We start from the raw sequence: 17666 nt of genomic DNA, 5'->3' as shown, positions 1-17666 counted from the left end.
CGGGTGGTCGAGCCTTGGATGGCGTGGGTCCATCCTCCCGATCCTGCGGTGTGCAACCAGTGACGGCGATCTATGCAGCAGATGAAGCCTTCAGCCTGCGCAGCCCTTCTTCGATGCTGACCTGCGGCACATAGCCGAAATCGCGGCGGGCCGGCTCCATGCTGTACCAGTGCGGCGTGCACAGCTGCTCGGCCAGGAAGCGGGTGAGCGGCGGCTCGCCACGCAGGCGCAGCAGCGGCCACAGCCGTTCGCAGACCGCGCCGATGCGATAGGCGGTCTTGAAACTGATCGCCTTGTCCACCGTCGGCGCGCCAACAGCGGCCAGCAGCCGGTTGACCAGTTCGCGCATGGGCAGCGGTTCGCCGTTGGAAATGAAGTAGGCCTTGCCCGCACACGCGGCACCCGGCGCCAATGCCTCGAAAGCGAGGAAATGCGCGAGCGCGGCGTTGTCGATGTAGGTGGTATCGACCTTGTTGTTGCCGTCGCCGACCAAGCGCAGGCGGCCCTGACGTGCACGCTCGGCCAGGCGTGGCACCAGCTGCTGGTCACCCGGGCCCCAGATCAGGCGCGGGCGCAGTGCCACCGTCGCCAGCGATACATCGTTGGCGGCCAGCACGCGCTGTTCGGCGATCGCCTTGGTCGCCGCATACGGTGCCTGGAAGTCCTCGCCGTACGGCACCTCGTCAGCCCCCAGGCCTTCCACCGGATGCGTGGCGCGGTGGGTCACGCTGGGCGTTGAGGTGTAGACCAGCCGGTTGATGCCGTGCGCGCGGCATGCCGCAATGACATTGTCGGTGCCGACCACGTTGGCCTGGTGGTAGCTGTCATAGCTGCCCCAGGCGCCGGCCTTGGCGCCGTTGTGGAACACCGCATCGACGCCGGCCACCGCGTGCAGCACTGCCTGCGCATCGGCCAGATCGCCGCGGATCTGGCCCACGCCCATGGCCTGCAGTTCCGGGTAGTGGCTGCGGTTGAACGCCAGCACCTGGTGGCCACGTTCGACCAGCCCGCGGCACAGCGCCTGGCCAAGGAAACCACCACCACCGGTGACCAGGATCTTCATGCGCGCTTCTCCAGTTCGGCGCTGGCCCAGACGGCGAGCTTCTCGCGGCCGATCTTGGCGTTGTGACGGATATCGACGGGGAACGCGGGATGCACCAGGAAGTGCTGCACGCCGGCCTCAGGCGTGCGCGCTGCGGCATGCGCACGCAGCGCTTCCTGCAGCGCCGGGCTGTCGCTCTGGCCACGCTGCAGTTCCACGCACAGCACCGGTACCTGCGCACCCGCCGGGCCAACGCCGACCAGTGCCGTGCGTGCCACGCCGGGCACGGTATTGAACACCGGCTCGACCTGTTCGGTGTACAGCGGCCCTTGTGCGGTTTCCACGCGATGGGTCTTGCGCCCGCAGAACCACAGCCGGCCCTGCGCATCGAAGTAGCCCACGTCACCCATGCGATGGACGATGCGGGTGCTGCCATCGGCCAGCGTCTCGCGGATCTTCGCGGCGGCCGTGGCCTGCGGGCGGTTGAAGTAGCTGTCGGTGGCGGTCGGGCCAGCCACCGTGATTTCTCCCACTTCGCCAACCGCCAGCACGCGCGCCTGCGACCAGTCGGCCAGCGGGGCGTCGTCGATGGCGATGATGCGCACCTCGTTGGGGGCCACCACGCTGCCCACGCAGGTGCCGGCGCCGGCCTCGGTGGCCGCGCGGGTACGCTCCAGCTCACGCCCCTCGACCACCGCCACCGGCAGGCACTCGGTGGCGCCGTACGGGGTCCAGAACTGCGCATCGGCGGGCAGCAGGCTGCGGATGGTGGCGACCACGTCCGGCGGCACCGGCGCACCGGCCGAGGTCACCCGGGTCACCGTCGGCAACGGCCGGCCATGCCGGGCCAGCACCCGCATCAATGCCGGCGAGCCGAACAGCTGGGTCACGCCGAAGCGCTGGATGGCATCGTGCAGGCGTGCCGGATCGGCCTGCGCCGGCCGGGTCGGGTCCATGTCCGGGATCACCGAGGTCAGGCCCAGCGCCGGGTCGAACAAGGCAAAGGGCGGGAAGGTCGGCAGGTCCACGCCGCCCGCTTCCATGCCGAACGCGCTGCCCAGCAGCTGGATCTGGCCCACGAAGTGGCGGTGGCGGTAGACCACGCCCTTGGGCACACCGGTGGAGCCGCTGGTGAACAGGATCGCCGCCATGTCCTCGCCATCGGTGTCGGCCAGCATCGCCCCGCCCTTGGCGCCGGCGCGCTCCAGCGCAGCCAGGCTGGTACCGCCCCAGCCGAGGCGGCGGCCAACGGTGACCAGGCGGGTCGCCGACGGCGCCCAGCGCAGCGCCAGCCGCGCCACGTGCGCCAACGGAATGCCGATGAAGGCCTGCGGCTGCGCCTCGTCCAGGCACTGTTTCAGCGCGCGCTTGTCGATGCCCGGATCGACCAGCACCGGCACCGCGCCCAGCTTGAACAACGCGAACATCAGCAGGAAGAACTCCGGCGACGGCCGCACCATTACCACCGTGCGCACTCCACGGCCGATCCCATAGCCGGCCAGGCCGGCGGCCATGGCATCACTGCGGGCGTCCAACTGGCGGTAATCCAGGGTGACATCGTAGGCGGCCATGCCGTTGCCGGCGCCCCGGCGGCCCGGGCAGCGGATGGCGATCTGGTCAGGGCGTTCACGCGCCAGTTCAGGCAGGCGCGCGGCAATGTTGCAGGGTCGGTTCATCCGTTCATTGTCGCCGCTTACGGAATTTCTTGCGCGGCGGCCCACTTCGTGGAAAATCCGCACCCTCGTTCCTGATTCCGACTGCCGCCCGAGGCGGCTTGCCCATGCAACATCCCTGCATGACCTGCGGCGCCTGCTGCACCCAATACCGCGTGGCCTTCCACTGGATGGAATCGGACGAGGTCACCCCCGGCGGCGTGCCGCACCAGCTGACCGAGGTGCTGGACCCGCACCGCCTGTGCATGCGCGGCACCCACTCCAAGCCGGTGCGCTGCGTGGCGCTGGACGCGCAGATCGGCGTGTACTCACGCTGCACCATCCACCCCAACCGGCCCAGCGTGTGCCGTGAGGTGGATGCATCGTGGGAGTACGGCAAGGCCAGCCCGCAGTGCGACAAGGCACGCATCGCCTATGGCCTGGACCCGCTGACGCTGGCCGACTGGCGCTGGCGCGATGATGCCGATAATGACGACGATCACCCGGACGACAACGGCAACAGCCCGTCCTCACCGCCGCAGGCACCGGTCGCGGCGTAGTAGTGCCGGCCGCTGGCCGGCAACCTCATGAACCCTTCGGGTGTGCCGACCGTTGGTCGGCACACCGATCAGATCGGGTTCTTGTCCAGAAAAGCGCGGATCTCCGGCACCAGCACTTCGTGCTTGTCTTCCAGCACGTAGTGCCCGGCGTCCTCGAAGGCATGCACCTGGGCCTGCGGCAACGCGGCCTGGAAGCCCTTCAGGAAGTGGTGGTCGAACACGAAGTCGCGCAGGCCCCAGCCGAGGAAGGCCGGTCGGTCGGCGAACGACGGCAGCGCCTTGCCGGCCCGCTCCAGCAGCGACCAGGCCTTGTCGGCCGGCGACAGCGGGATGTCCTGCATGAAACGGATGGTGCTGATGCGGTTGGCCCAGCTGTTGTACGGCGACACGTAGGCGCGGCGCACGTCGGCCGGCATCTTCCGCTCCACGCCCAGCCACGAGGCACCGGACGAGAACGCGTTGAAGCTGCGGATGATCCACTCGCCGATCTTCCAGTGGCGGCCCAGCGCGATCTGCCACGGCATCTTCTTCGCCGCCGGCATCGGGAACGCAGCGGTGTTGAGCACCACCAGGCGCTTGACCTGGTCGTGGTGCGACAGCGCCCAGCCGAAACCGATCATGCCGCCCCAGTCGTGCACCGCCAGGGTCACCGGGCCGGTGATGCCCAAATGCTTGAGCAGCGCATCGAGGTCATCAACGCGCGACTGCAGCGTGTACTCGTAGCGGCTGTCATCGGGCTTGTCCGACAGGCCCATGCCGATGTGGTCCGGCACGATGCAGCGGTATGTGTCCGACAGGCCGGCCACCAGCGTGCGCCAGTAGTAGCTCCACGACGGGTTGCCATGCACCATCACCACCACTTCGCCATCGCGCGGGCCTTCGTCGAGATAGTTCATCGACAGGCCGGGGCGAACCTCGAAGCGCTGCGGGTGGGCGGAGTAACCGGGAAGATCGCGCATGCGGAGCACCTAGGGAGAGTCGCGGCGCAATGTGGAGCCGAGCCGATGCTCGGCTGCTCTCCGGTCCGCTGCGGAAGAGCCGCGCTGCGCGCGTGAGCCGAGCATGGCTCGGCTCTACAGGAGGTCGGGCAGCGGGCTGCTTACCAGACCACTTCGGCCATCGAGCAGTTCAGGCCCGAGCCGATGCCCAGAAGCGCGATGCGATCGCCCTTCTTCAGCTTGCCCAGCTGCTTGAGCTTGCTCAGCACGATCGGCACCGAGGCCGGGCCGATGTTGCCGTGCTCGCCGAAGATGGTCATGACCTTCTTCGGGTCGATGCCGAAGTTCTTGATGAACGCAGCGGTGTGCGGCTGGCTGACCTGGTGGATCACGAACTGGTCCAGCTCTTCCACGGCCCAGCCCAAGGCGATCTTCGCGGCGGTGAAGGTCTTCTGGGCCAGCTTGATGCCTTCGATCAGCAGCAGGCGGGTATCGGTGACCATGCGGTCCAGATTGCCCAGGCACAGCTGGTTCCACTCGGTGGCCGAACGGGTCACGCCACCCTTGTAGCGGGGTGCATCCGGCACCAGTTCCGAGCGCGCCATCACCATCGCGGCGGCGCCCGAACCGGTGGTCAGGGCGGCCAGCTCGTTGCGGAAGTCGTCGGCGGTGACGTCCGGGGCGGTCATGCGCTCCAGGGTCTTCTCGTACACAAGGTTGGCGGTCTCGCCATCCACCACCAGCGCGTAGTCGATGTCGCCACGCTCGATCATGCGCGCCGCGATATCCATGCCGTTGATGAAGGCCAGGCAGGCATTGGCGACGTCGAAGGTCATGCACTCGTCGCTGACGCCGAGGTTGCCCGACACGATCGAGGCGGTGGACGGCTCCAGGTAGTCGCGGCTGACCGAGGTGTTGACCAGCAGGCCGACCTGCGTCGCATCGATGCCTGCGTCTTCCAGCGCCTTGCGGCCGGCCATGGTGGCGGCATCGGACGCCAGCACGCCGTTGTCCCACAGGCGGCGGGCATGGATCCCGGCGATATCGCCGAGCACGTCGGTGCGGATACCGAGGCGATCCAACGTCGGCTGCAGCCGCTCGTTGATTTCCTTGGTCGTCAGCGTATGCGGCGCATCAACGTGTGCCAGGCCGGCGATCGAGACATTCTTGAAGAGCATCGAGGTTAGCGCCAAGGCTCAGGCAAAAGGGGGCGCTATTCTATAACCCCCGGGGCCTTCACCGCATCTTTACGAATTCAGGCTTGGCCGTATGGTGAAGCGTTCAGCGCGGCGGGCACTGGAACGCGGCGAACCGCTGGCTGCCATCGGCGGGCGCGGCGGCGGCCTGTACGGCGTTGGCGCCAGCACTCGGGGCCTCGTTGCGGGCCAGGGTTTCCAGCTCTTCCTGCACGCGCAGCGGGTTGCGGTTGTAGAAGCCGACCTTGCTCTTCACGGTGACCACCACCTCGCCCTTGGCGATGCAGCCGGCCGGAACCGGACCTGCCGGCAACACGCGGGTCGCCTTGCCGGCCGGTTCGATCGGCACCCAGGTACAGGCAGTGACGGTGAGCAGCAGAGAGGAAAGCAGCAGAACGCGCATGGGCAGATCCTGGAAGGGTATGGGGCGATTCTGCCTGAACAGCCTGAATCGGGGGTAGCCGGGGCCGGGGTCAGAGCCCCCTTAAGGGTTTGCCGGCCAGCGGCCGGCACTACCGGGGGAGCCGGCCCGCCACAGGCGGGCCGGGTCGTGCCTTATTTCTTGACCGGGTTGCCCTCGGCGTCGATCACCGTCACCTCGCCCAGGTTCAGCGCGCGCGCGGCCGCTTCGGTCTGCTTGAGATCGCCCACCACCACCCAGGTCAGGGCCTGCGGCTTGATCTCGGCAGCGGCCTGCTGCACCTGCGCCGGGGTCATCGCTTCGATCTCGGCCTTGCGACGCAGCACATAGTCGTCCGGGCGCTTGAACTGCACGATCGAACCGATGGTCGCGGCCACGGCACTGGCGGTCTCGTAGGCACCGGGCAGGCTGAGGGTCTGGATGTTGCGGATGCGGTTGACTTCGGCAGCGGTGGCCGGCTTGCTGCCGTCGGCGAATGCGGCGATCTCCTTGCGCATTTCCGCCAGTGCCGGGCCGGTCTTGTCGATCTGCACCGGCGCACTGGCCATCCACGGGCGCTGGCCCACCGAACTGGTCGCGCTGCTGCGCGCGCCGTACGACCAGTGCTTGTCCTCGCGCAGGTTCATGTTCAGGCGCGAGGTGAAGTCGCCGCCGATCACGCCGTTGGCAATGTCGAAGCGGGTCGAACTGGCGGCGCTGGACGGCGCCACCACCTGGCCGGCGAACAGGTTGGCCTGCACCGCACCCGGCTGGTCGATCAGGAACACGCGCGGGCCCTTCGGCAGCGCGACATCGGTGGCCGCCTTCACCTGCGGCGCCTCGCCGGTCGCCTTCCAGTCACCCAGCTGCTTGTCCAGCAGCGGCACGATCTCGGTCAGGGTGGTGTCACCGACCACGATCAGGGTGCCATTCTGCGGGCGCAGCCAGTCGTGGTGGAAATCAACCAGATCTTCGCGGGTGAGGCCGTTGATCGCCGCCTCGTCGCCGCTGCCGGTGAACGGGATGGCGTACGGGTGGCCCTTGCCGTACAGCAGCGGCGGCAGCACGCGCATGGCCACCGCACCCGGGTTCACCTTCTCCTGCTGGATGCCGGCGATCCAGGTCGCCTTGACCCGGTCGATCTCGCCCTGCTCGAAACGCGGTTCGCGCAGCAGGTCGCGGTACAGCGCCAGCGACGGTGCCAGGTTTTCCTTCAGCGCCGACAGGTCCACGCTCATCGAGTCCAGGCCGGCCGAGGCATCCAGGCTGGCGCCCAGTGCGTCGGCGGCGTCGGCGAAGGCCAGCGAACCGAGCTTGCCGGCGCCTTCGGTCATCAGGCTCATGGTGAAGTTGGCGGTGCCGGGCTTGCGGCCCTGGTCGGCGCTGAAGCCGCCCGGGAACTGGTAGCTGAACTGCACCACCGGAATCTCGTGGCGTTCGGCCAGGATCACCTGGGTGCCGTTCTTCAGCGTGGCGCGCTGCAGTGCCGGGAACTTCAGCTGCGGGAACTCGCGGGTCTGCGGCACGCCGGCCTTGCGGTCCACCTGTTCCGGCAGGGTGCTGTACTTCGGGTCCACCGCCGGCACGGTGAACGGCTTCGGCATCTGGCTCGGTTCTTCCTTCAGCGCCACGCGCTCACCCGGTGCGATCACCAGGGTGTGGCTGCCCTTGTCCAGCCACTGTGCGCCCAGGCGGCTCAGATCGGCGGCACTGGCCTTCTCGATGTTGGCCAGCGAGGTGCGGAAGCAACCCGGGTCGCCGGTGAACACCGCGCACTCGGCCAGCGCATCGGCCTTGCCGCCGAAGCCACCGATGCGCTCGATGCCACGGATGAAGCCGGCACGGGCGCCGGTCTTGGCGCGCTCCAGCTCGGCCGCGGTCGGGCCCTGCTTGATCAGGCGGTCCAGTTCCTCGTCGATGATCTTCTCGACCTTGGCCGGGTCCTGGCCCTGCTTGACGGTCGCCACGATCACGAAGTTGGAGCCCAGCTGCGACGTCGACAGGCCCGAGCCGATGCTGTCCACCAGCTTGTCCTGGTGCTGCAGGCGCTGGCTCAGGCGTGAGGACTTGGCGCCGCCCAGCACTTCGGAGAACAGCTGCAACTGGTCGATGTCGGCGGTGCCGACCTGCGGCACGTTCCAGGCGCGGTAGATGCGCGCCTGCGGCACCTTGTCGGTCATCGTCTCGCGGGTATCGGCACTGCGCTTGGCCACGTTCACCGCCGGCTGCGCCATGGTCGGGCCAGCGGGGATGCTGCCGAAGTACCTGGCGACCTTCTCCTTGGCGGTGGCCAGATCGATGTCGCCGGCCAGCACCAGCACCGCGTTGTTGGGGCCATACCAGGTACGGAACCAGGTCTTCACGTCATCCAGCGAGGCCGCGTTGAGATCGTTCATCGAGCCGATCACGCCGTGGTGGTACGGGTGGCCAACCGGATACAGCGCCTTGTTGATCTGGTCCCAGGCCTGGCCGTAGGGCTGGTTCTCGCCCTGGCGCTTCTCGTTCTGCACCACGCCGCGCTGCTCGTCCAGCGCAGCCTGGTCGATCGCACCGACCAGATGGCCCATGCGGTCCGACTCCATCCACAGCGCCATGTCCAGCGCGGTGGTCGGCACGTTCTCGAAGTAGTTGGTGCGGTCGGTGTTGGTGGTGCCGTTCTGGCCGGTGGCACCGACCTGCTTGAACGGTTCGAAGAATTCGCCGTCGTGGTTCTCGCTGCCCTGGAACATCAGGTGCTCGAACAGGTGCGCGAAGCCGGTGCGGCCGGCCGGTTCATCCTTGCTGCCCACGTGGTACCAGACGTTGACCGCGACGATCGGCGCCTTGCGATCGGTATGCACGATCACGCGCAGGCCGTTGGGCAGGGTGAACTGATCGTACGGGATATCGACCTTGGCCGGTGCCGCCGGCTTGGCGGCAAGCGCGGAGGTGGGCGCAAGCGTGCCCAGGGCGGTGCTGAGGGCGACGGCCAGCAATGCGGCGCGCGGGCGAAGGGCGAGAGACATATCCGGATCCTTGGTCACATAGGTGAACCCCGATCCTAGCCTGCGCAGGCAACGGCAGGAATCGGTCGCCAGTCACTGGGGGTGTTTGCCCTGAAGGCCATCCGGCCCGGCCCCAGCCGGGGGGCGTGAACCGTCACATGTGCCGGCTGAAGGCGTCCGGACAGTGTCCGCGGCACATCGAATGGACAGGTGTCCGCCCACCGGACACTTTTCGATTGATAAAAAACCCTTGTAAATCAATGAATAAAAGTTGGCACGGGGATTGCTTGGCACTTCCTGCGCCAGGAAGGGCTTCAGACGCAAGCTGACTGAAGACTGAACAAATGCAGGAAATCGAAAATTCTTCTTGCATCCCCAGAATTGGTGTACTACCTTACTACCACACCACTGATCACCAACACTAAATAGGCCCCGTCATGAACGCCAAGACCATTGCCATCGCCATCGCCCTGATCGCCGGCACCGCGGTTGTTTCGTCGGTGCAGGCCTCCGAATCCATCAAGACCCTGGCCACCGTGGAAGTGCGCCCGAGCGCCGACCAGCTGGCCCAGCAGGCCTGGGAACAGGCCAGCGGCATCCCGACCCTGGCCACCGTGGAAGTGCGCCCGAGCGCCGACCAGCTGGCCGAGCGCAACGGCTACGTCGCCGCCCCGGTCGCCGCCGCGATGCCGATCACCACCCTGGCCTCGGTGGAAGTGCGCCCGAGCCTGGAACAGCGCGTCGCCCTGGCCGCCGAACTGGAAGCCCAGCGCTACGCCGCCACCCTGGCTGCCGCTGCCACCAGCGTCGCCAACCAGGTGATCGTCAACCTGCCGGCCCTGCAGGTGCGTCCGAGCGCTGCAGACCTGCAGGCCCTGGCCACCGAAACCGCCCAGGTCCTGCTGCGCCCGTAAGCGGTGCCGCCCTGCCCAGCGCAGGGCGTGCGCCGTAGAGGCGGCCGCCGTCGCAGGTACACTGCGCCGATGAATGCCGCGCCCCCGTTCCACGTAATCCTGTTCCAACCGGAAATCCCGCCCAACACGGGCAATGTGATCCGGCTCTGCGCCAACACCGGCGCGCAGCTGCACCTGGTCGAGCCGCTCGGCTTCGCACTGGAAGACAAGCAGCTCAAGCGCGCCGGCCTGGACTACCACGAGTACTCGCGCCTGCAGGTGCACCCCGACCTGGACACCGCGCTGGCGCGGATCGCACCGAAGCGGTTGTTCGCCCTCAGTACGCGTGCCAGCGTCCGCTATGACAGCGTGGCGTTCGAAGATGGCGATGCCTTCCTGTTCGGCCCGGAAAGCCGCGGCCTGCCGCAGGACGTGCTCGATGCATTGCCGGATGGACGCCGCCTGCGCCTGCCGATGCGGCCGGGCAACCGCAGCCTCAATCTTTCCAACACCGTTGCCGTGGTGATGTACGAGGCGTGGCGGCAGCACGGGTTTGCCGGCGGCGCGTAAACCGCTCCGGGGTGGCTGTGGATCGCTGCTGGTGGGTGTGACCTGCTTCTGGTGGGTGCGGACCTTGGTCCGCACTGTTCCCCGGTCGCGTGCCGAAGGAGTGTGCCAACCAAGGTTGGCACCTACCAAAGACAGGTCAAGGCGGCTGCAGAAACTTCTGGAAAGATGTGCCAACCAAGGTTGGCACCCACCGGAACCAGGTTTCAGAACGCGTTGATGCCGGTCAGTTCGCGGCCGATCACCAGCTGGTGCACGGTCTCGGTGCCTTCATAGGTGATCACCGATTCCAGGTTCAGTGCATGCCGGATCGCCACGTGTTCGGTGGTGATGCCGGCCCCACCCAGCAGATCGCGACATTCGCGGGCGATGTCGATGGCCATGCGGCAGTTGTTCCACTTGGCCAGGCTGACCTGCTGCGGCTGCAGCTCCCCGGCTTCCTTCAGGCGGCCCAGCTGCAGCGCCAGCAGCTGCGCGGTGGTGATGCGGCGGGCCATTTCGGCCAGCTTGATCTGCGCGCTCTGGGTGGCCGCCAGCGGGCGGCCGAACAGCACGCGCTCCTTGGCATAGCCCAGCGCTTCATCCAGGCAGGCGATGGCGGCACCGATCGGGCCCCAGCTGATGCCGTAACGGGCCTGGGTCAGGCAGCCCAGCGGCCCCTTCAGGCCCTTCACGTTCGGCAGGCGATGGCTGTCGGGCACGCGCACGTCATCGAAGAACAGCGCACCGGTCAGCGATGCCCGCAGGCTCATCTTGTGCTTGATCTCCTGCGTGGTGAAGCCGGCCATGCCCTTCTCCAGCACGAAGCCCTGGATGCCGTCCTCGGTCTGCGCCCAGACGATGGCCAGGTCGGCCACCGGGCCGCTGGTGATCCACATCTTGCTGCCGCTGATGCGCCAGTCGCTGCCGTCGCGCACCGCGCGGGTCTTCATGCTGGCCGGGTCGGAACCGCCGTGCGCCTCGGTCAGGCCGAAACAGCCGATCAGTTCGCCGCGTGCCATCGCCGGCAGCCACTGTTGGCGCTGTTCTTCGCTGCCGTAAGCGTAGATCGGGTACATGCACAGCGAGCTCTGCACCGAGACGAAGCTGCGCAGGCCCGAATCGCCGCGCTCCAGCTCCTGGCAGATCAAGCCATAGCTGACCGCACCCAGATCACCGCCGCCGTATTCGGCCGGCAGGGTGGCGCCCAGCAGGCCCAGCGAGGCGATCTCCGGCACCAGTTCAGAGGGGAAACGGGCCTGGTCGAAGGCATCACCGATGATCGGCAGCACGCGCTCGTTGGTGAAGCGGGCGACGCTCTCCTGCACCGCGCGCTCTTCCTCATTGAGCAGGGAACGGACATCGAACAGATCGTACGGATGCAAAGCCATGGCACTCACGCGCAGTCAGGACCCGGCCATTGTCGGTCATCCGGGCAGAGCGTGCCGACCAGGGTCGGCACCCACCCGGGCCGCAGCCTTACGCTGCACCGCAGCAATCGTGACGTGAACATCGGCGATCTAGCTCGATCACGCGCGGCCCGGTACCCTGACACATTCAAACAACCGTTTCGCTCGTGGCTGCACGCGCGATTCCCAGGCACCGCCGGTGGCCCCGATGCCGGCCCTACCCACGAGTCATGCAATCGATGAGCGCTGAAGCCAACGCCCTGCCCCCGCGTGAAGTAATGGAATTCGACGTGGTGATCGTCGGCGCCGGCCCTGCCGGCCTGGCCACCGCGATCCGCCTGCGCCAGCGCGCGATCGAAGCCGGCCGCGAGTTGTCGGTGTGCGTGCTGGAGAAGGGGTCCGAACCAGGCGCGCACGTTCTGTCTGGTGCGGTGATGGATCCGCGCGCGCTGACCGAGCTGTTCCCGGACTGGGCCGAGCGCGGCGCACCGCTGAAGCAGAAGGTCACCCGTGACGAATTCCTGTTCCTCCGCGAAACCGGCGCGCGCAGCACGCCCAACGCGCTGCTGCCGGAGTGCTTCCACAACGAAGGCAACTACATCATCAGCCTGGGCGAAGTGACCCGCTGGCTGGCGCAGCAGGCCGAGGCGCTGGAAGTGGCGATCTTCCCCGGCTTCGCCGCAGCCGAGGTGCTGTACGGCGACAACGGTGAAGTGATCGGCGTGGCCACCGGCGACATGGGTATCGAGAAGGATGGCAGCATCGGCCCGGCGTTCGAGCGCGGCATGGCGCTGCAGGCGAAATACACGATCTTCGCCGAAGGCGCGCGCGGCCATCTCGGCCGCCAGTTGATCGCGCGTTACACGCTGGACGAAGGCAAGGACCCGCAGGCCTACGGCATCGGCATCAAGGAGCTGTGGCAGATCGACCCGTCCCGGCATGAGCCGGGTCTGGTGGTTCACGCCGCCGGCTGGCCGCTGGACAGCGACACCTACGGCGGCGCGTTCTTGTACCACGCCGACGGCGGCAAGGTCGCCATCGGCTACGTGGTAGGCCTGGACTACAGGAACCCGTGGCTGAGCCCATTCGAAGAGTTCCAGCGCTTCAAGACCCATCCGTCCATCCGCAAGCATCTGGAAGGCGGTACCCGCATCGGTTACGGCGCGCGTGCGATCACCGCCGGTGGCCTGCTGTCGCTGCCGAAGACGGTGTTCCCGGGCGGTGCACTGGTCGGCTGCGAGGCCGGCTACCTCAACGCCAGCCGCATCAAGGGCAGCCATGCCGCGATCAAGACCGGCATGCTGTGCGCCGACGCCGCGTTCGACGCGCTGGCCGCCGACCGCCAGCACGATGAACTGAGCGCCTACCCGAAGGCGTTCGAAGCCAGCTGGCTGTTCACCGAACTGCAGCAGGCCAAGAACTTCAAGCAGTGGTTCAAGAAGGGCCAGACCGTGGCCACGCTGATGACCGGCGTCGAGCAGTGGCTGCTGCCGAAGCTGGGCGTGCGCAACCCGCCGTGGACCCTGCACCGCACGCAGCCGGATCATGCCTGCCTGGAACCGGCCGCCAAGCACACCCGCATCGCCTACCCGAAGCCGGATGGGGTGCTGACCTTCGACCGCCTCAGCTCGGTGTTCCTGAGCAGCACCAACCACGACGAGAACCAGCCCAGCCACCTGACGCTGAAGGACCCCAGCATTCCGGTGAAGGTGAACCTGGCCGAGTACGCAGGCCCGGAAGCCCGCTATTGCCCGGCCGGTGTGTACGAGTTCGTTGGCGAAGCCGACAACGCGCGCCTGCAGATCAACGCGCAGAACTGCGTGCACTGCAAGACCTGCGACATCAAGGATCCGACCCAGAACATCGTCTGGGTGACCCCGCAGGGCGGCGGCGGCCCGAACTACTCGGGCATGTGATCGCCCCGGGCTGCGACCGTGTGTCGCAGCCCGACCGCTCCACCGCACCGCTATCCTGCCCACCCATGCGTGCCTGCCGCCTGCTCACCGCCGTTGCCGTGGCCCTGCTTGCCACGGCCTGCCAGCGCCCGCCCGCGGTGCCGGCCACGCCCGAACAGGCCCGGCAGCAGGCCATGCAGCGCGCGTTCGAACTGTGTGCCGGCTGCCACACCGTGCAGCCCGGTGGCATCCACCGCTTCGGACCCAACCTGCACGGCGTGATCGGCCGCCGCGCCGGCAGCCTGCCCGACTATGGGTATTCCGACGGCATGCGCCGCGCCGACATCACCTGGACCGCACAGACGCTGGATACCTTCCTGCAGTCACCCACGCACCTGGTGCCGGGCACCCGCATGTACAACGCCTTCCCCAGCGCAGAACGCCGCGCCCTGGTGATCGCCTACCTGCAGCAGCAGTCGGCTCAGTGAGCCAGGCGCTGCAGCTGTTGCTGCAGCCGCGCCACGAACGTCGTTACGGTGGCGAACAACGGCGCCGTATCGGCCTCTGCCGCATCCTGCAGGCGCTCGACCAGGGCATTGGCCTGCTGGGCCAGTGCCGTGGCCCCGATCGCCCCGAGCCCGCCGGCCTGGCGATGCAGGTGCAGCGCCGCAGCCTGGCGGTCGCCAGCCTGCACGGCGCGCTGCACGGCGGCCAGGTCACCCTCGCTGGCCTGCAACAGGCTGTCGCGCAGCTGCTCGGCCACCACGCGCGAGCCGAAGCGCTGCTGCAGGGTGGCCAGATCAGGCAATGCTTCACCGTCGTCGGCGGCAACCTCCGGCACCGGCACCTCGAACGACTGGCCCTGGGCCTGCGGCAGCCAGCGCAGCAGCGCCGCACGCAGCGTGGCCAGCGACAGCGGCTTGGCCAGTACCTCGTCCATGCCGGCCTCGCGGCAGCGGCGCGCATCGTCGTCCAGCACGCTGGCGGTCAGCGCCAGCACCGTCAGCCGCGGCTGGCCGGTACGGCCCTCGCGTTCGCGCAGCAGGCGGGTGAAGCCAAATCCATCGAGCACCGGCATGCGGCAGTCGGTGATCACCAGGTCGAAGCTCTCCGACGACAGGCGATCCAGCGCCTGCTGGCCATCGCCCAGCAGCACATGGGGCACGCCCAGCTGCTGCAGCCGCCACGCCATCATCGCCTGGTTGGTCGGGTGGTCCTCGATCACCAGCACCCGTGCCTGACGCAGCGCGGCGGGCAGCAGCGCGGTCTGGTCCTGCTCGGCCAGCAGTGCCGCCGCGTCCTCGCTGCCGGCCTCCACCAGCGATACCCGCACTTCGGCGCGGGTTCCTTCGCCCAGCGTGCTGTGCAGGGTCAATTCGCCCTGCATCATCTGCACCAGTCGCTGGCAGATGCTCAAGCCCAGGCCAGTGCCGCCGTGGTCACGCTGGATGTAGGCACCGGCCTGCGTAAAGGGCGCGAACAGGTGCTGCAGTTGTTCCGGTGCGATGCCGATGCCGGTGTCGGTGACGCTCAGGCACAGCGGTTGCACGCCGTCTTCGCTGGTCGGCCCCAGCACCTCCAGCTGCAGGCGCACCTCGCCCTGTGCGGTGAACTTGATGGCATTGCTGAGCAGGTTGAACACGATCTGGCGCAGCCGCACGCCGTCCACTTCGTGGGCCGGCGCCAGCTCGGGATCGATCTGCACGTGCAGCGCTAGGCCACGTGCGCTGGCCTGGGCCGACAGCAGGCGGCACACGCTCTCCAGCAGGGGCCGCAGCGGTTGCGGCACCGGCTCCAGGCGCAACGCCCCTGCTTCCAGCCGCGAGTAATCGAGGATGTCATCGAGGATCTGCCGCAGCATCTGGGCCGAATCCTCGATAACGCCGAGGATGCGCTGCTGTTCGCTGTCCAGCGGTGAGTGCGCCAGCACCTCCAGCATCCCCAGCACGCCACTCATCGGCGTGCGGATCTCATGGCTCATCGTGGCCAGGAAGCGCGATTTGGCCTCGGCGGCCTGCTCGGCGTCCGCCTTCGCCGCCGCCAGGGCATCGGCCTGCATCCGCGCTTCGCTCACGTCCACCCAGTAACCGCTCCAGATCACCGCGCCCTCTTCGGCGGCATAGGGGTGGGCCTGGCTGCGCACCCAGCGCACGCCCTCCCCATCGCTGCGCAGGCGGAACTCCAGGATCAATGGGGCGAACTGGCGCGCGGCCTGCTCGATGGAGTGCAGGATGTGCGCGCGGTCCTCTTCCTCGATGCGTTCCAGCAACACCCTCGCATCCTGTTCGGCCTGCTGCCGTGTAATGCCGAACAACGCAGGCAGGTCACCGGCGATGAACGGGAAGCTGAGCGCGCCATCGGCGTCGCGACGCGCCTGATAGACCACTGCAGGCAGGTTGTCGGTCACCTCGGCCAGACGCTGCTCCAGCTGGCGACGTCCTGCCACCTCGCGGCGCAGCCGCCAATGGCCGACGCCATGCACCAGCAGCGCGGTCAGCAGCACCAGCAGCACCGGCACGCCCCACCGCAGCACCTTGTTCCAGTCGACACCGTTGCGGTACTCCACCCCCAGCCAGGCATTGCGCAGGGCCTCGCGCTTGCGTGGGGTCATCTGCAGCAGCAGGCGATCGAAGGTGGTAGCCAGTGCCGCGTGGCGGCGGTCCACAGCCAGCACCAGCTGGTCGTTGAAGCCGGCCGGTGCCGCCACCTGCAGCCGCCCCGGGAAACGGCTGCGCAGCAGGTGATCGACCACGGCAAGGTTGCCGATGTACGCATCGGCGTCGCCAGCGAGCAGGCGCTGCAGCGACTGTTCGGCGCTGCGTGCAGCGATGATCCGCGCCTGCGGTGCCTGCTGCAGCACGTAGCCGCGCACACGCTCCGGGTCGGACAGCAGCACGCGCTTGCCCTGCAGGTCTGCCAGGCCCAGCAGCGACTCGCCATCGCTCCTGACCACAATCACGTTCGGCACGCTGATGAAGGGCTGGCTGAACACCCAGTCCGGGCCCAGGTACCGTGAATCGACAGGAATGCCCATCACCGCCTGCAGCTCACCGCGGCGGGCCTTCTCGCGCACCTCGTACCAGTCGTGGCTGTCCTCGACCTGCAGGTTGGCACCGGCCTGCATCAGGCGCTGCAGGTATTCGCTGGCCAGCCCGCTGGGCCGGCCATCCTCGCCGGTGAACGACAGTGGCGCGGCATTCGGGGCGAAACCGATCTTCAACGGCTGCTCCAGCACGCGCTTCTCGGCCTGGCTCAGCGCCAGCTGCGCCGATGCCGACCAGTGCGGCGGTGGCAGCCATCGTTGTGCGAGGGCATCACGCTGGGCCTGGCTGGTGGCCGCCAGCGCCAGGTCCAGGGCTTCAGCCAGGGGTTGCTTGCTGTTGGGAATGCCGAAGTGCAGCCGTTCAGGGGGCAGGTCGCTGGGCCGCAACAGCGCCACGCCCTGCAGGCGCCGGCTGGCAATCAGCTCGGTGGCGACAAAGGCATTGCCGATGTAGACGTCGGCCTTGTCGTCTCTGACCATCTGCAATGCGCTCAACGTGTCGTTTACGACAAGCTGGCGGGCACGCGGGAATCGGGCGCGCACCTGCGGACCGGTCAGGAAATCCTGCTCGATCACCACCCGCAGACCCTCCAGGTCGGGCATGTCGGAGGCACGCAGGTCGTCCGGCCGACCCACCAGGGCCAGCGGCGCTTCGCTGTAGGCCGCGGTATAGACCATGCAGCGGGTGCGGTCGGCACTGAGGCCGACATTCATCACCACGTCGATCTCGCCACGACATGCCGCATCCAGCACGGATGTCCAGTCCGGATAGCGGCGCGCCTCGACCTTCATGCCGAGCTGGCGTGCAAGATGCGACAGGTAGTCCGGTCCCAGACCGACCTGCTGGCCGTCACGGAGGGACTCGAAGGGCGGCCAACCGCTGTCATACTGCCCGACAACGATGGTCGGATGCGCCACCAGGTATTCGCGCTGCAACGGGCTGAGCGGCAGCAGCCCAGGGGCCGGCTGTGCCTGGGCCACGGGCAGGGCCAGCACCGCCAGCAGCAGGAGCAGCCCGCGAACAGCCCACCTACGCATCTGCGTCGATCTCCTAGAATCCTGCCAGGGACCGCGATGGTCGCGGCCCGGCGTGCCCGATGGCCATACT

Annotated in this window: 13 protein-coding genes; 5 read left to right on the top strand and 8 right to left on the bottom strand. The window is 67.9% G+C overall.

The genetic code is table 11. The features are described from left to right. Window positions 1-70 precede the first annotated feature (70 nt). Entirely contained in the window at window positions 71-1063 is a 993-nt protein-coding gene (gene oleD, locus AC5P7F_RS12845; RefSeq protein ID WP_014645546.1) for a 2-alkyl-3-oxoalkanoate reductase, read from the bottom strand. After that, entirely contained in the window at window positions 1060-2718 is a 1659-nt protein-coding gene (gene oleC / locus AC5P7F_RS12840; RefSeq protein WP_164077226.1) for an olefin beta-lactone synthetase, read from the bottom strand. Before oleC ends, oleD begins: the two co-directional genes overlap by 4 nt. Window positions 2719-2822: 104 nt before the next feature. Here oleC and AC5P7F_RS12835 point away from each other — a divergent pair, with 104 nt between their 5' ends. Next, window positions 2823-3254: a YkgJ family cysteine cluster protein gene (locus AC5P7F_RS12835; RefSeq protein ID WP_029380125.1), complete on the top strand. Its 432-nt coding sequence runs from the start codon at window positions 2823-2825 to the stop codon at window positions 3252-3254. Between the two features lie 68 nt (window positions 3255-3322). Here the strand turns inward: AC5P7F_RS12835 and AC5P7F_RS12830 are convergent, their stop codons facing one another. The 4 genes from AC5P7F_RS12830 to AC5P7F_RS12815 all read right to left on the bottom strand — a co-directional run bounded on the left by AC5P7F_RS12830 (window position 3323) and on the right by AC5P7F_RS12815 (window position 8793). Next, window positions 3323-4213, bottom strand: coding sequence for an alpha/beta fold hydrolase (locus AC5P7F_RS12830; protein ID WP_164077225.1), 891 nt, complete (start codon window positions 4211-4213; stop codon window positions 3323-3325). Between the two features lie 140 nt (window positions 4214-4353). After that, window positions 4354-5370 carry a 3-oxoacyl-ACP synthase III gene (locus AC5P7F_RS12825; protein ID WP_014035559.1) on the bottom strand — a complete coding sequence of 339 codons (1017 nt, stop codon included), beginning with the start codon at window positions 5368-5370 and terminating at the stop codon, window positions 4354-4356. 103 nt (window positions 5371-5473) lie between these two features. After that, window positions 5474-5791 carry a DUF4156 domain-containing protein gene (locus AC5P7F_RS12820; RefSeq protein WP_005407628.1) on the bottom strand — a complete coding sequence of 106 codons (318 nt, stop codon included), beginning with the start codon at window positions 5789-5791 and terminating at the stop codon, window positions 5474-5476. Window positions 5792-5943: 152 nt separating this feature from the next. Next, on the bottom strand, window positions 5944-8793 hold the full coding sequence (locus AC5P7F_RS12815; protein WP_495205416.1) for a M16 family metallopeptidase: 2850 nt from the start codon (window positions 8791-8793) through the stop codon (window positions 5944-5946). Window positions 8794-9209: 416 nt separating this feature from the next. On the opposite strand from AC5P7F_RS12815, the gene AC5P7F_RS12810 reads away from it, so the two are divergent. Then, on the top strand, window positions 9210-9686 hold the full coding sequence (locus AC5P7F_RS12810) for an XAC0231 family protein (protein ID WP_197602812.1): 477 nt from the start codon (window positions 9210-9212) through the stop codon (window positions 9684-9686). 69 nt (window positions 9687-9755) lie between these two features. Further along, window positions 9756-10235 (top strand): tRNA (cytidine(34)-2'-O)-methyltransferase, encoded by a 480-nt coding sequence (locus AC5P7F_RS12805; RefSeq protein WP_049441773.1) that lies wholly within the window; start codon window positions 9756-9758, stop codon window positions 10233-10235. Between the two features lie 203 nt (window positions 10236-10438). Here AC5P7F_RS12805 and AC5P7F_RS12800 read toward each other — a convergent pair whose 3' ends face one another. Beyond that, window positions 10439-11602 (bottom strand): acyl-CoA dehydrogenase family protein, encoded by a 1164-nt coding sequence (locus tag AC5P7F_RS12800; RefSeq protein WP_164077223.1) that lies wholly within the window; start codon window positions 11600-11602, stop codon window positions 10439-10441. Between the two features lie 257 nt (window positions 11603-11859). Between AC5P7F_RS12800 and AC5P7F_RS12795 the strand changes: the two genes are divergently transcribed. Together AC5P7F_RS12795 and AC5P7F_RS12790 are read left to right on the top strand one after the other, a co-directional pair. After that, entirely contained in the window at window positions 11860-13536 is a 1677-nt protein-coding gene (locus tag AC5P7F_RS12795; RefSeq protein ID WP_164077222.1) for a 4Fe-4S dicluster domain-containing protein, read from the top strand. Window positions 13537-13601: 65 nt separating this feature from the next. After that, window positions 13602-14003: a c-type cytochrome gene (locus AC5P7F_RS12790; protein ID WP_014645538.1), complete on the top strand. Its 402-nt coding sequence runs from the start codon at window positions 13602-13604 to the stop codon at window positions 14001-14003. Here AC5P7F_RS12790 and AC5P7F_RS12785 read toward each other — a convergent pair. Then, the gene (locus AC5P7F_RS12785) at window positions 13997-17596 is read right to left on the bottom strand and encodes an ATP-binding protein (RefSeq protein ID WP_099475995.1); all 3600 of its coding nucleotides are present in this window, start codon (window positions 17594-17596) and stop codon (window positions 13997-13999) included. The genes AC5P7F_RS12790 and AC5P7F_RS12785 overlap by 7 nt on opposite strands. Window positions 17597-17666: the final 70 nt, after the last annotated feature.

The organism is Stenotrophomonas sp. YJH_SMC_105-26, from assembly GCF_059368915.1.
Note: the sequence above shows the minus strand (reverse complement) of the source record. Positions and strands in the feature narration are given on the sequence as shown.

What these genes read in the sequence shown, in the direction of transcription:
- AC5P7F_RS12800 (WP_164077223.1), bottom strand. Translation starts at nt 11,602, where the DNA reads ATGGCTTTGCATCCGTACGATCTGTTCGATGTCCGTTCCCTGCTCAAT.
- AC5P7F_RS12815 (WP_495205416.1), bottom strand. Translation starts at nt 8,793, where the DNA reads ATGTCTCTCGCCCTTCGCCCGCGCGCCGCATTGCTGGCCGTCGCCCTC.
- AC5P7F_RS12825 (WP_014035559.1), bottom strand. Translation starts at nt 5,370, where the DNA reads ATGCTCTTCAAGAATGTCTCGATCGCCGGCCTGGCACACGTTGATGCG.
- AC5P7F_RS12830 (WP_164077225.1), bottom strand. Translation starts at nt 4,213, where the DNA reads ATGCGCGATCTTCCCGGTTACTCCGCCCACCCGCAGCGCTTCGAGGTT.
- AC5P7F_RS12795 (WP_164077222.1), top strand. Translation starts at nt 11,860, where the DNA reads ATGAGCGCTGAAGCCAACGCCCTGCCCCCGCGTGAAGTAATGGAATTC.
- oleD (WP_014645546.1), bottom strand. Translation starts at nt 1,063, where the DNA reads ATGAAGATCCTGGTCACCGGTGGTGGTGGTTTCCTTGGCCAGGCGCTG.
- AC5P7F_RS12805 (WP_049441773.1), top strand. Translation starts at nt 9,756, where the DNA reads ATGAATGCCGCGCCCCCGTTCCACGTAATCCTGTTCCAACCGGAAATC.
- AC5P7F_RS12785 (WP_099475995.1), bottom strand. Translation starts at nt 17,596, where the DNA reads ATGCGTAGGTGGGCTGTTCGCGGGCTGCTCCTGCTGCTGGCGGTGCTG.
- AC5P7F_RS12820 (WP_005407628.1), bottom strand. Translation starts at nt 5,791, where the DNA reads ATGCGCGTTCTGCTGCTTTCCTCTCTGCTGCTCACCGTCACTGCCTGT.
- oleC (WP_164077226.1), bottom strand. Translation starts at nt 2,718, where the DNA reads ATGAACCGACCCTGCAACATTGCCGCGCGCCTGCCTGAACTGGCGCGT.
- AC5P7F_RS12810 (WP_197602812.1), top strand. Translation starts at nt 9,210, where the DNA reads ATGAACGCCAAGACCATTGCCATCGCCATCGCCCTGATCGCCGGCACC.
- AC5P7F_RS12790 (WP_014645538.1), top strand. Translation starts at nt 13,602, where the DNA reads ATGCGTGCCTGCCGCCTGCTCACCGCCGTTGCCGTGGCCCTGCTTGCC.
- AC5P7F_RS12835 (WP_029380125.1), top strand. Translation starts at nt 2,823, where the DNA reads ATGCAACATCCCTGCATGACCTGCGGCGCCTGCTGCACCCAATACCGC.